We start from the raw sequence: 12,844 nt of genomic DNA, 5'->3' as shown, positions 1-12,844 counted from the left end.
TGACGCCATGGCTGCGGAGCATCACCGGTCCGTACGTTCGAAGGAGCCGGGCGGCCCCGCTCAGGCCCCCGCCCGACGGACACCGGAGACCGCCATGCCCCAGGCCACCGCAACGCTCACGGCGCCCGATCGGGCCCCTGCCCCCAGGAGGGGCGGCGACAGCAGAAGGGGCGGCGGCAGTGAGTTCGCACCCCTGCTGCGCACGATCAAGGAACAGGGGCTGCTCGAACGCAGGACCGGCTGGTACGCGCGCGGCATGGCCGTCAACCTCCTCGGCCTCGCCGCCGTCGCCGCGGGGCTCGTCCTGCTCGGCCCGTCCTGGTGGGCCCTGCTCCTCGCCGTCCCGCTCGCCCTGCTCTCGGCCCGCGTCGCGTTCGTCGGACACGACGCCGGCCACGCGCAGATCGGCGCGGACCGCAGGCTGAACCGGACCATCCAGCTCGTCCACGCCAACCTCCTGCTCGGCATGAGCCAGGAGTGGTGGAACGACAAGCACAACCGCCACCACGCCAACCCCAACCACCTCGACAAGGACCCGGACGTCGCGGCCGACGTCCTCGTCTTCGCCGCGCACCAGACCACCGGCCTCGCCGGCTTCCGTGGCTGGCTCACCCGCCACCAGGCCTGGCTGTTCTTCCCGCTGACCACGCTGGAGGGCATCGCGCTCAAGGTCTACGGATTCCAGGCCCTGTTCTCCAAGAACGGTCCCTTCCGGACCCGGCGCGAGCGGCTCGTCGAGGGAGCCCTCCTCCTCGCCCATGTCGCCGGCTACGCGGCCCTGCTGCTCACCACCCTCACCGTCGGCCAGGCCCTGCTCTTCGCCATGATCCACCAGATGCTCCTCGGGCTGCACCTGGGCATGGCCTTCGCCCCCAACCACAAGGGCATGGAGATGCCCGACGCCCACCCGGACGGCGACAGCTGGGGCCACCTGCGCCGCCAGGTGCTCACCTCGCGCAACATCCGGGGCGGGGTCCTGACCGACTGGTTCCTGGGCGGACTGAACTACCAGATCGAGCACCACCTCTTCCCGAGCATGCCCAGGCCCCATCTTCGACTCGCCCAGCCCGCCGTGCGTGCGCACTGCCGTACCGTGGGTATCCCCTACACAGAGACCGGTTTCGTCGAGTCCTACCGACAGGCGCTCGGACATCTGCACGAGGTCGGCGAGCCGCTGCGCTCGGCAGCGTGACAAGGAGGCGTCGCATGTCGACGAGGACGAAGATCGTGATCGGGGGCGTGGCCGTCGGCCTGCTCCTGATGCCCCTCATCGGATTCTGGATGTCCCTGCTGGTGGTGATCGGCGTACCCGCCGTCGCCTACCTGGCCCTGGACCCGAGCCAGCGGCGCCGGCTGCGCCGGATCTCCCGCAAGGAGCTCCACCGCTGACCCGGTGATCGTCTGGCGTACGCTCGGAGGTGATCACCGGCATGTGATCATCGGATCGGAGAAGGGGAGCTCCACCCATGAGCAGCGCTACCGTCACGACGGTCAGCAGCAACGGCGTCTACTCGTTCACCAAGCCGAACCGGGACAGCATCACGCTGCTCGCCGGCCTCGGGGTGGAGGGTGACGTGCACTGCGGAGTGACGGTCAAGCACCGCTCCCGCGTGGCCAAGGACCCCACCGTGCCCAACCTGCGCCAGGTGCACCTGATCCACGCGGAGCTCTTCGACGAGGTCGCCGGGTCCGGCTTCGAGGTCGCCCCCGGCGACCTCGGCGAGAACGTCACCACCCGGGGCATCGACCTCCTCGGCCTGCCGACCGGCACCCGGCTGCACCTCGGCGCCGAGGCCGTCGTCGAGGTCACCGGCCTGCGCAACCCCTGCGCGCAGATCGACACGTACCAGCACGGACTGCTCAAGCAGGTCCTCGGTCGCGACGAGAACGGGCAGATCGTCCGCAAGGCCGGGATCATGAGCGTCGTGCTGACGGGCGGCGAGGTGCGGCCCGGCGACCCCATACGGGTCGAGCTGCCGGCCGAGCCGCACCGCCCCCTGGAGATGGTCTGAGCCCCGGCCCTACGGGGTCTTCAGCGCGCAGGAGTTGACCACGTCACCGCCCGCAGGCCGTGCGAGCGTACGGTCCGCGGGCGGAGCCGTGCCCGCCTCCACCCACTCCGTGAGCGCCGCGAACGCCGAGCGGTAGCAGGGCAGGATCGGCCGCAGCCGGTCCGGGTAGGTGTCGTACAGACCGTCGGTGTGGGTGCCGTCCTGGACCGTGTAGTACCGGTGCAGCCCGCCGCGGCCCCGCGCGTCGATCATCCGCGCGTACACGTCGGAGTCGGTCGCGATCGGCAGCAGCGTGTCCAGGTCGCCGTGGAGCGTGATCAGCGGCTTGCCGATCCGGCCGGTCAGCGCGACCCGGGCGACCGCCCGGTGCACGGACGCGGGACGGGAGGCGTAGTCGTACGAGGCGTCGGACGCGCACGGCGCCAGGATCCGTTCGAGCGACGAACCGGCCGTGGCACCCGGGCACCGAGGGTCGTACGTCGGGTCGAACTCGGCGCGGAAGATCTTCTGCGTCAGCCCCCAGTACGCCTTCTCGTGGTACGGCCACAGGAAGCGTGATCCCGGCGCGAAACCGGCGTCGATCAGGTCCTCGTCGGACGCCCGGCCCAGGGAGCGGGCGACGGTGACCGGCAGACTGGTGAGCAGGTTCGGACCGTGGGTGGTCCACAGGACGCCCTCCCAGTCGACCCCTCCGTCGTACAGCTCGGGACGGTTCTCCAGCTGCCAGCGGGTCAGATAGCCGGCGTTGGAGATGCCCGTCATGTACGTGCGCTGCGGCGCCCGGCCGTAGCGCTGCCGTACGGCCTTCTTGGCGGCCTTCGTCAGTTCGGTCACCCGGTGGTTCCACTCGGCGACCGCGTCGCCCGGCTCGCGCCCGTCGGTGAAGAAGTCCGGCCCGGTGTTGCCCTTGTCGGTGGCGGCGTAGGCGAAGCCCTGGGCCAGGACATGGTCCGAGATGAGCGCGTCGGTGGAGTACTGGCGCCGGGTGCCGGGCGCGCCCGTGACGACCAGGCCGCCGTTCCACTTCTCGGGGAGCCGGATCACGAACTGGGCGTCGTGGGCCCAGCCGTGCGTGGCGTTGAGGCGGGAGTCGTCGGGGAAGTAGCCGTCGATCTGGATGCCGGGGACGCCGGAGGGGTTCGTGGTGCCCTTCGCCGCGAGCCCGGCCTGGTCGGCCATGTCGGTGTACGGCGTGCCCGCCAGGCCCGCGGTCGTGAGATCGCCGAGACAGACGGTCTCCTGGTGCTCGGCGCCGGGGACATGGATCCGGTGCCGGCCCGCGCAGTCGGCCGGGGGACCGGGCTCGGCCCCGGCGGGCGCGGCGGGACCGACGACGGTCAGCCCGGTCAGGAGCACGGCGAGCAGCGGAACGCCTCGGATCAGGCGCATGGACGGCCTCCGGTGGGACGACGGGACGGGGGGCGCCGCCGTATGTGCGGTGCGCCGCCACATCGTGCGGTCGACCCTTCCCGCGCGGCCATGGTCCCGGACCACACCTCGGGGCCGGAGCCCATGTGGTGCCCGGCCTGTCGGGGCAGGAGGCGGCAGGGGGCGGCAGGGGGCGGGAGGCAGGCGGTAGGAGGCGGGCGGTAGGAGGCGGGCGGCGGGAGGCCCGTGGCGGCCTGCGGCTCAGCCGGCGCTCAGGAGGGCCGTACCGCCATCGCGTCCAGGGCCTCCAGGAGGGCCGGCAGCCTGGGACCGCGCGCCACCGGGAGCACTTCGCGGGGCTCGTCGTCCAGGAGCACGAACGCCATGTCGTCGGTCCGCGCGACCAGGGACCAGCCGGGCCCGTCGGCCCGGAGCATCCGCGCGTCACCGGCCGCGAAGCTCGACCGCACCCGGCCCACCGGCGGCGCGTCCTTCAGATAGCCCCGCAGCTCGTCGAGGGCGCGACGGACGCCGTCGTACGGGTCACGGGGGCGCTCGGCACTGTCGGCCGCGCCCCCCGGGGCGGGATCGCCCTCGGCTCCCGCGTCGCCGCTCGCGTCCTCGTCCATCTGTGCCCGCCAGGCCGCCCACTGCAGCGCCACCTCGTCGGCGCCGAGCCTGCGCTGTGCCGGGCCCCAGGCATCGGCCGACGGCGGGGCCAAGGGGGCGCGGTCGCCCTCCTCCGGCTCCGGGTCGTGCGGCGCGGGGAGGCCGGGCGCGGCCGTGGCCACGGCGAGCGGCCAGCCCGGGAGCGCGGCCACGACCGAGCGCTCGTCGGGGGAGAGGTCGTACTCCATCCCGCAGTCCCAGGAGGCGATGGCCACCGCGACCAGCGACACGTCGTCGACGATCACCGTCCACCGGGCGCCCTCGCCGTCCTGGCCGAGGACGAGCCCGTACCCCTGGTCGTACGGTTCGAGCCCCAGCGCGTCGCACGCCGCCGGATAGTCGTCGCCCAGCACGCTCGGGAACCGCGCGGGCGTCATCAGCACCGCGGTCAGCACGTACAGTGCGTCGTCGTCGGCGGTCAGGTCCGTCCCACCCACGGCAGCCTCCCCATCTGGTCGTCGGCGCACCTTAACCAGTGGGTAACCCGCACGTCGAGAGTCTCCGAGGGGAAACTGGCGCGGCCCGTTCCGTACGGCTCGTTCCGTACAGCCCGTTTCGTACAGCCCGTTTCGTACGCCTCAGGCCTCGGGCAGCCCCAGGAGCGAGCGGGCCACGGTCTCGGGCGACTCGTCGCGTTCGCGGGCGAGCGCGATCACGGCCCGGCAGGCGAGCTCGTTGACGCCGAAGGAGAGGGCCTCGGGCGACACCCAGCCGGCGGCCTCGTCGATCCGCTCCTGATCGTCCTCCACGCATCCGGTCACGTAGGTCGCCGCGGCCTCGAAGAGGTTGTGCTGCCGTCGCGCCCGGGGAGTCCTCCGTGGCTCGTCCGGCGCCCGTCGCGCGGCCGGCAGGAGGGTGCGCAGTATCGCTCGCATGCGGGCCATGGCCTGCCGCCTTTCCCGGACACGGCTGCCCGGCACCTCCACGGTAGACACGGAAGCACCGGGACAGAAGGGCGCCTCGGGCCGGGGGCTTACTGATCCTGGCGAACGGCGAGCACCAGATAACGGTCGTCCTCGTCCACGTAACTGACCATCTGCCATCCGGAAGCGGAAAGAAGCGGGCGGAGGTGGGGCTCGGCGCGCAGATCGTCGTCCGTGATCCGCCGTCCGTGGCGGGCGGCGAGGGCCGCCCGGCCGATGGGGTGGAAGAGGGCGAGCCGTCCGCCGTGGCGGACGACCCGGGCCAGTTCGCGCAGGTTCTCGGCCGGGTCCGCCAGATGGGAGATGAGCCCGGCCCCGAACACCGCGTCGAGCGCGCCGTCGCGCAGCGGCAGCCGGGCGACGTCCGTCAGGAGCAGCGTCGCGGACCCGTCGCGCCCCGCCCGTACCGCCTCGTCCAGCATCTCGGGGGTCAGGTCGGCACCGATGACGGTCCCCGTCGGGCCCACGGCCGCGCGCAGCGGGGGCAGGGCGCGGCCGGTGCCGCAGCCCGCGTCGAGGACGGCGCCACCGCGCGGGAGCCCGAGTTCGGCGACGGCGGCGGCGTACGCGGGCCCGTCGTCGGGGAAACGGGCGTCCCAGCCGGCGGCGCGGGCACCGAAGAACTCCTGGACATGGGTGGGGTCATCGCTCATGCGTGCATGATGCCTCAGCCTCAAGGGTGAACGCCCTGTGCGCACGTTCGAGCGCTGCACGATCGTTCTGGAACATCTCTGTGTCATATTCCATCAGGTTTCGAAATGCGCCCCTGATGCGCCCCCTTGTCCGGACTAGCGTCCCTGGGTCATGGGACACCTGGACCACGCCACCTTCGGCTGGCTGACACCTGTGCTGTCGTACGCGATGGCCTGCATAGGCGCCGCCCTCGGGCTGCGCTGCACCGTTCGAGCGCTCGACGCGACCGGCCGATCGCGGCGCAACTGGCTGCTCACCGCCGCGTCCGCCATCGGCACCGGCATCTGGACGATGCACTTCGTCGCGATGCTCGGCTTCGGCGTGACCGGGACCGACATCCGCTACAACGTGCCGCTGACCATCCTCAGCCTGCTCATCGCGATGGCCGTCGTCGGCGTCGGCGTCTTCGCCGTCGGACACGGCCGCGACCGGGTCCGCTCCCTCCTGATCGGCGGTCTGACGACCGGCGTCGGGGTCGCGAGCATGCACTACATGGGCATGGCAGCGCTGCGGCTGCACGGGCAGGTCACGTACGACCTCCTGCTCGTCGCGCTCTCCGTCGTCATCGCGGTCGTCGCGGCGACGGCGGCGCTCTGGGCGGCGCTCAACATCCACGCGCCGGCCGCCGTGGCGGTCGCCTCCCTCGTCATGGGAGCCGCCGTCAGCAGCATGCACTACACCGGCATGCTCGCCGTCCGCGTCGAGGTCGTCCCCTCGGCGGCCGCGCTCTCCGGAGCCTCGGCCATGCAGTTCATCTTCCCCCTCGCCGTCGGTCTCGGCTCCTATCTCTTCATCACCTCGGCCTTCGTCGCCCTCTCCCCGACCGCCAAGGAACGCGCCGCGTACGCCTCAGCCGAACGCCTCACCGAACCGGACGAGCGCGCGGTCGACGTGGCACCCCCCGGCTTCCGGCCGGACGCCCAGGCTCAGGGACCGTCCCTGGACCAGGCGCCCCAGGCGGTGACCCGGGCCAGGCCGGAGACCGCGGGCGCCACGGCCTCCCACGGCCACCCGGCGGGCCCCGTGGACGCGGGCCCCGCCCGCCCCTAGACCGGCCCCCCGCCCCCGCGGGTGACGCAGGGGGCGAGCGACGCACACCGCACCAGGACACACGCAGCCGGAACGAGGAGGCCATGCGAACTCCCCGCACGACCAAGGACGCCGACAGGACGGCGCCGCCCCAGGCGGCGCGCGGACGGCGCGCGCACGCAGGGCCGCCCGCCGACGAACCGACGGAGCGCGCCCCCGGCGCGCCGGCCGGACAGGCCGCGCCGCCCGCCCCGCCCCGCCGTCGCGGACTGCGCCCCCGCACCGTCCGCGCGAAGATCGTCTCGCTGCTGATGGTGCCCGTCGTCTCACTGCTCGCCCTGTGGGGGTTCGCCACCGTCACCACCGCCCAGGACATCGCCCGGCTGCGCCAGCTCCAGCAGGTCGACGCGGAGATCCGGGACCCCGTCGCCGCCGCCGTCACCGCGCTGCAGGCCGAACGCCGCGCCGCCGTACGCCAGGTCGCCTCGCCCGGCACCGGCCGCGCCACCGAGCTCAAGGACCAGGCCCGGCGCACCGACGCCGCCGTCGCCCGCCTCCGCCTCGACGACCGCCACACCGTCGGCGACACCGGCGACCTGCCCCGCGACGTCGCCGACCGGATCCGGCAGTTCGTCACCAAGGCCGAGGAACTGGGCCGGCTGCGTACCGCCGCGGCCGGCGGCAGCGCCGACTGGGACCAGGTGTACACGGAGTACACCGCGGCGATCAGCGCCGCCTTCGCCGTCGGCGGCGCCCTCAGCGGCATCCAGGACGCGGAGATCGGCTCCGACGCGCGCGTGCTCCTCGAATTCGGCCGTGCCGGCGAGATGCTCGCCCGCGAGGACGCCCTGCTCGGCTCCGCCCACCTCGAAGGACAGCTCACCGCGGAACGGCTCCGGCAGTTCACCGGAGCCGTCGAGACCCGCCGCACGCTCACCGAGTCGGCCACCGCCGACCTGCGCGGCCCCGAGCGCGCCGCCTGGGAGAAGCTCGCCGCCCAGCGCGGCTACCGGCAACTCACCGCCGCGGAGGACCGGATCCGCGCCGCCGAACCCGGCCGCAAGGCCGCCCAGGCGGTGCCGGCCGCCACCTGGGACGATGCCATGGCTGTCGTACGCGGCGGGCTCACGGCGATCGAGACGGACGCCCGGCGTGCCGCCGCCGGGCGCGCGGACCCCTTCGCCGGGGGTGTCCTGACCGCCGGCGGCGCCGCGGTCCTGCTCGGCCTCGCCGCCGTCGCCGCCTCCCTCGTCATCTCCGTACGCATCGGCCGCGCCCTGGTCATCGAGCTGATCAGCCTGCGCAACACCGCCCTGGGGATCGCCCGGCGCAAGCTCCCCGCCGCCATGCGCCGGCTGCGGGCCGGCGAGGAGATCGACGTGCACGCCGAGGCCCCGCCCGGCCCTGCCCCGCAGGACGAGATCGGCCAGGTCGGCGAGGCGCTCACCACCGTCCACCGGGCCGCGCTCTCCGCCGCCGTGGAACGCGCCGAACTCGCCAGCGGCATCTCCGGCGTCTTCGTCAACCTCGCCCGCCGCAGCCAGGTCCTGGTCCACCGCCAGCTCAACCTGCTGGACAGCATGGAGCGCCGGGCCGACGACCCGAACGAACTCGGCGATCTCTTCCGTCTCGACCACCTCACCACCCGGATGCGGCGCCACGCCGAGAGCCTCATCATCCTCTCCGGCGCGGCTCCCGGCCGCGCCTGGCGGATGCCGGTCCCGCTGACCAACGTCGTACGGGCCGCCGTCTCCGAGATCGAGGACTACGCGCGCGTGGAGGTGCGCCAGCTCCCCGAGACGGCCGTCGTCGGCGGCGCCGTCGCCGACCTCACCCACCTGCTGGCCGAACTCATCGAGAACGCCGCCCAGTTCTCCCCGCCCCACACCAAGGTGCGGATCAGCGGCGAACCCGTCGGCAACGGCTACGCCCTGGAGATCGAGGACCGGGGCCTCGGCATGGGCAAGGAGAGCCTCGCCGAGGCCAATACGAGGATCGAGCACTCCGAGGCCCTCGACCTGTTCGACAGCGACCGGCTCGGTCTGTTCGTGGTCAGCCGGCTCTCCTCCCGGCACGACATCAAGGTCCATCTGCGGACCTCGCCCTACGGCGGTACGACGGCGGTCGTCCTGCTGCCCACCGACGTGCTCCAGAGCGCGCTTCCGCCGGGCACGAGCACGCCGACCGGGCGGGCGCGCGCCGAGGAGGCACCGCACGTGCCGTTCCCGGCACCTCGGCACGGCGGCCGCCAGGACGGGCGGCAGCAGCCCACGGCCGTGGCTCCCGTACCGTCCCGGAACCACGACCAGAACGAGTCCCAGTCCCAGTCCCAACCCCAGTCCCAGTCCCCATCCCAGCCCCTGTCGCGCCCGCCGCGCATCCCCGCCCTGGCGGGGCAGCCGGACGCGGCGGGCCCCGGGTTCCACGAGCAGCCTCCGGCCGGAGTCACCAGCCTGCGGCAGCGCGGCCGTTCGGTCCCGCCCCCTCAGGAGCCGCCGGCTCCGCCCGCTCCCGCTCCCGCCCCCGCACCGGCCCCCGTCGACGACTCCGGTGATCTGCCTCGCCGTGTGCGCCAGGCCAGCCTCGTGCCGCAGCTGCGCGAGGCCCCGCCGGCCGACCTCCCCTCCGCCCCGGCGGTCCAGGGCGCGGACGAACGTACCCCTGAACAGGTCAGGGACCGGATGACCGCCTACCGCGACGGCTGGACGCGGGGCGGTGGCCCGGCCCCCGGCACCAGACGCCCTCTCGGAACCGGCTCCGGCCGCGACTTCGGCAACGCCCTCGGCAGCGACCCCGACCGTGACTACGGCCGTGACCTCGGCAGTGAAGGAGACCACGCATGATCGACCACGAGAGGATTTCCCACCACCGCTCAGGCGAACTCGACTGGCTCCTCGACGACCTCGGGATGCGAGTCCGCGAAGTCCGCCACACGGTCGTGCTGTCCAACGACGGGCTTGCCGTCGGCGCCTCCAGCGGACTCAGCCGCGAGGACGCCGAGCATCTGGCCGCCATCGCCTCCGGATTCCACAGCCTCGCCAAGGGCGCGGGCCGCCAGTTCCACACCGGGGGCGTGCGCCAGACGATGGTGGAGATGGACGACGGATTCCTGTTCGTCGCCGCCGCCGGCGACGGATCCTGCCTCGCCGTCCTCAGCTCGGCGAGCGCCGACATCGGCCTCATCGCCTACGAGATGGCCCGCCTGGTGAAGCGGGTCGGCGAGCACCTGCACACGCCGCCACGGCTCACCGCGACCCCGCCGGCCGCCGGCTGACCGGAGACACCCCCATGAACGAGGACAGGACCGGCGACGACCCGTCCGCGCCGGGCAGTCGCTGGTACGACGCGGACGCCGGGCCGCTCGTCCGGCCGTACGCCATGACCGGCGGCCGCACCAAGCCCGGACCCAGCAACGTACGGTTCGACCTCATCGCACTCGTCGTCGTCGACGACGACCCGCCCGGCCCGTCCGAGGAGTCGCTCCTCGGCCCGGAGCACCGGGCCCTGCTCACCCTGTGCCGGGCCGAGACGCAGTCGGTGGCCGAACTCGCCGCCGACGCGGACCTGCCCGTCGGAGTCGTCCGGGTCCTCCTCGGCGACCTCCTCGAAGCGGGCTTCGTCAAGGTCAGCCGACCCGTACCGCCCGCACAGCTGCCCGACGAACGGATCCTGAGGGAAGTCATCGATGGTCTACGAGCGCTCTGAGAGCACCGGTGCGGGCGGTGGCGTGGACACCACGGCCCTCGCGCTGAAGATTCTGGTCGCCGGCGGGTTCGGCGTCGGCAAGACCACCCTGGTGGGCGCGGTCAGCGAGATCCGTCCGCTGCGCACGGAGGAACAGCTCAGCCGGGCAGGGGAGGCCGTGGACGACACCGGGGGCGTCGACCAGAAGACCACCACGACCGTGGCCATGGACTTCGGCCGTATCACGATCCGCGCCGGACTCTCCCTGTACCTCTTCGGTACTCCGGGTCAGGACCGGTTCTGGTTCCTGTGGGACGAGCTGTCGCAGGGGGCGCTCGGGGCGGTCGTCCTCGCCGACACGCGACGACTGGAGGACTGCTTCCCCGCCGTGGACTACTTCGAGCATCGCAAGATCCCCTTCGTCGTCGCGGTCAACTGCTTCGCGGGCGCCCGGAACTACGGCGCGCACGAGGTCTCGCGCGCGCTGGACCTGGACCGGGGCACGCCCGTCGTGCTCTGCGACGCGCGCGACCGGGACTCGGGCAAGGAGGTCCTGATCCGGCTGGTGGAGTACGCGGGGAGGATGCACACGGCCCGGCTGCTCGACTCGGTCGGTTGAACCCGGCGGACGCGCACGCGGACAGGACCGCGCTGCCGGTGCGGGTTCCCGCGGACACGAAGGCCCGCCACTGTTCCTCGGTCATCCTGGCCATGCCTCCCCTGCTGCGCCACGCAAGGCGTCCAGGGGTGCTTGCTCTGTCCACGACAGTGCGTAAGGCTTGCCGCGACACGCGGACCACGGGGACTTCGGGTCGACGGGGACGCACCACACAGGGGGAGGACCGACACATGGCGCTGGACAAGGGACTGGACTGGCTCCTTGACGACTTGACCCACCGGGTCGAGTACATACGGCACGCGCTGGTGCTGTCCAACGACGGGCTGGTGACGGGCGCGAGCAGTGGCCTGGAACGGGAGGACGCCGAGCATCTGGCCGCCGTCTCCTCGGGACTGCACAGCCTGGCCCGCGGATCCGGCCGGCACTTCCAGGCCGGTCGCGCCCGGCAGACGATGGTCGAGTTCGACGAGGCCCTGCTCTTCGTGACGGCGGCGGGCGAGGGCAGTTGCCTGTGCGTGCTGAGCGGCGCCGAGGCCGATGTCGGCCAGGTCGCCTACGAGATGACGCTGCTCGTGAACCGGGTCGGCGAGCATCTCGGCGTGGCGGCGCGGCAGCCGGGGCGGGCGGGCATCGCAGAGCTCTGAGGGTTGTCCACAGGCGGGTGCCGGGCCGCTTGGCAAGGTTGTCCACAGGCCGAGCGGGATCGGAGCACCGCGGGCTACGGTCGTCACCGAGAGTATTCGTCGCTCACGGGGGAGACCGTCATGACTGTGGAAGAAGGCGCACGCACGCTGGCACCGACGCGGGCCGCGCAGGAACTGGAGCTGAGGCGCGACGAGTTCCGGCTCGCCGTGCAGTTGGGGCTGGTTCGGACGGTGCCGGGTGCCGCGCGCGGCGCGCCGAGGCCGCCAGGGGGCACACCGAGTGGCTCCGCCGCGCCGGGCGGCCGGCGCCGGGTGGAGCAGGCCGAGATCGACCGGCTGCGCGCCGCACCGGACTTCCCGGACGGACTGCGCGAGAGGGTCCGCACGGTCGGTACGACGGAGGCCGCCGAGCTGCTCTCGGTGGCGCCGGACCGGTTCACCAAGCTGGCCAGGACGGGGCACTTCTGCCCGGTGCGGTTCTATCTCAACCGCTACCGCGCGGTGGTCTGGCTCTATCTCGCGGGAGAGCTGGGCGAGTTCGCCCTCGCGCAGCAGAGCCTGCTGACCGGCAGACTGCCGCAGGAGATCCGCGACCGGATCGACGGCGGCGAGGACCGGCGGCCTCGCAACTGGCGGGCCCGGCGCCTGGGGCTGCTGCTCCGGGCGACCGAGGACCCGTGGGTGCGGGCGGCGGCGATCGCCTCGCTCCTCGACCCCGTGCAGCTGGGCGAGGTCGTCGACGACCCGCACGAGCGCACCCATCTGGACCGGCTACGCCCCGAACCGCCCTCCGGGCGCACGGAGTCGGCGACTTCCCGCGAGATCGCCGACCGGCTGATGCTGGCGGACGATCCGGACGAGATTCTCTGGCACCGCATGAGCCTGGGCCTCGCCCTGGACGAGGCCCGCGCGGACCGTCCGGCCCCACGCCCCGACGGAGAACCCGGCGGAGAGCCCGGCGGAGAAGCCGGCGGGGGAGCCAGCCCGGCGGCCGTGCCCCGGCCGCCCCGCCCCGTGACGCTCCCGCGCCCACCCGCCCACCGGACCAGGCGCGGACTCCTCGACCGCCTCCGACGACGGAAGACCGCGGCCACGGAGGAGAGGGAGGAGGCGGTGACGGGCTAGGGAGCCAGGGCGCCGGGCGCCAGGGGCGGCGCCGGTGCGGGTTGCTTTCGGACGGTGTACCCCACCCGACGTGCGGCT

At 73.4% G+C, this 12,844-nt stretch carries 14 protein-coding genes; 10 read left to right on the top strand and 4 right to left on the bottom strand.

Features of this window, described 5'->3' with window-relative positions:
• The first annotated feature begins 94 nt into the window (after positions 1-94).
• The 3 genes from FDM97_RS19085 (at position 95) to FDM97_RS19075 (ending at position 2,012) form a co-directional block, all read left to right on the top strand.
• Positions 95-1,192, top strand: coding sequence for a fatty acid desaturase family protein (locus tag FDM97_RS19085; protein WP_137991603.1), 1,098 nt, complete (start codon positions 95-97; stop codon positions 1,190-1,192).
• 14 nt (positions 1,193-1,206) lie between these two features.
• Positions 1,207-1,389, top strand: a complete 183-nt coding sequence (locus tag FDM97_RS19080) for a hypothetical protein (RefSeq protein ID WP_137991602.1) — start codon at positions 1,207-1,209, stop codon at positions 1,387-1,389.
• A gap of 77 nt (positions 1,390-1,466) precedes the next feature.
• Positions 1,467-2,012, top strand: coding sequence for an MOSC domain-containing protein (locus FDM97_RS19075; protein ID WP_137991601.1), 546 nt, complete (start codon positions 1,467-1,469; stop codon positions 2,010-2,012).
• Between the two features lie 9 nt (positions 2,013-2,021).
• On the opposite strand, the gene FDM97_RS19070 is transcribed toward FDM97_RS19075, so the two are convergent.
• From FDM97_RS19070 to FDM97_RS19055, 4 genes are all read right to left on the bottom strand, one after another.
• Positions 2,022-3,401: a tannase/feruloyl esterase family alpha/beta hydrolase gene (locus FDM97_RS19070; RefSeq protein ID WP_137991600.1), complete on the bottom strand. Its 1,380-nt coding sequence runs from the start codon at positions 3,399-3,401 to the stop codon at positions 2,022-2,024.
• 251 nt (positions 3,402-3,652) lie between these two features.
• Entirely contained in the window at positions 3,653-4,486 is an 834-nt protein-coding gene (locus FDM97_RS19065; RefSeq protein WP_137991599.1) for a hypothetical protein, read from the bottom strand.
• Between the two features lie 141 nt (positions 4,487-4,627).
• Positions 4,628-4,924, bottom strand: a complete 297-nt coding sequence (locus FDM97_RS19060; RefSeq protein ID WP_137994904.1) for a hypothetical protein — start codon at positions 4,922-4,924, stop codon at positions 4,628-4,630.
• A 98-nt stretch (positions 4,925-5,022) separates the two neighbouring features.
• Positions 5,023-5,625, bottom strand: coding sequence for a class I SAM-dependent methyltransferase (locus tag FDM97_RS19055; RefSeq protein ID WP_137991598.1), 603 nt, complete (start codon positions 5,623-5,625; stop codon positions 5,023-5,025).
• Positions 5,626-5,776: 151 nt separating this feature from the next.
• On the opposite strand from FDM97_RS19055, the gene FDM97_RS19050 reads away from it, so the two are divergent.
• The 7 genes from FDM97_RS19050 (at position 5,777) to FDM97_RS19020 (ending at position 12,766) form a co-directional block, all read left to right on the top strand.
• Positions 5,777-6,715 carry an MHYT domain-containing protein gene (locus FDM97_RS19050; protein ID WP_254705668.1) on the top strand — a complete coding sequence of 313 codons (939 nt, stop codon included), beginning with the start codon at positions 5,777-5,779 and terminating at the stop codon, positions 6,713-6,715.
• A gap of 83 nt (positions 6,716-6,798) precedes the next feature.
• Positions 6,799-9,537 (top strand): sensor histidine kinase, encoded by a 2,739-nt coding sequence (locus FDM97_RS19045; RefSeq protein ID WP_137991597.1) that lies wholly within the window; start codon positions 6,799-6,801, stop codon positions 9,535-9,537.
• Positions 9,534-9,968 carry a roadblock/LC7 domain-containing protein gene (locus tag FDM97_RS19040; RefSeq protein ID WP_137991596.1) on the top strand — a complete coding sequence of 145 codons (435 nt, stop codon included), beginning with the start codon at positions 9,534-9,536 and terminating at the stop codon, positions 9,966-9,968. Before FDM97_RS19045 ends, FDM97_RS19040 begins: the two co-directional genes overlap by 4 nt.
• 14 nt (positions 9,969-9,982) lie before the next feature.
• Complete coding sequence (locus tag FDM97_RS19035; RefSeq protein WP_137991595.1) at positions 9,983-10,399, top strand: DUF742 domain-containing protein; 417 nt, start codon at positions 9,983-9,985, stop codon at positions 10,397-10,399.
• Positions 10,380-10,997: a GTP-binding protein gene (locus tag FDM97_RS19030; RefSeq protein WP_137991594.1), complete on the top strand. Its 618-nt coding sequence runs from the start codon at positions 10,380-10,382 to the stop codon at positions 10,995-10,997. Before FDM97_RS19035 ends, FDM97_RS19030 begins: the two co-directional genes overlap by 20 nt.
• Before the next feature lie 230 nt (positions 10,998-11,227).
• Positions 11,228-11,641 carry a roadblock/LC7 domain-containing protein gene (locus FDM97_RS19025; protein WP_137991593.1) on the top strand — a complete coding sequence of 138 codons (414 nt, stop codon included), beginning with the start codon at positions 11,228-11,230 and terminating at the stop codon, positions 11,639-11,641.
• A 120-nt stretch (positions 11,642-11,761) separates the two neighbouring features.
• Entirely contained in the window at positions 11,762-12,766 is a 1,005-nt protein-coding gene (locus FDM97_RS19020; protein ID WP_137991592.1) for a DUF6397 family protein, read from the top strand.
• Positions 12,767-12,844: the final 78 nt, after the last annotated feature.

This window comes from Streptomyces vilmorinianum (assembly GCF_005517195.1).
Lineage (GTDB): Bacteria > Actinomycetota > Actinomycetes > Streptomycetales > Streptomycetaceae > Streptomyces > Streptomyces vilmorinianum.
This window is presented reverse-complemented; position numbering and strand designations above follow the sequence as displayed.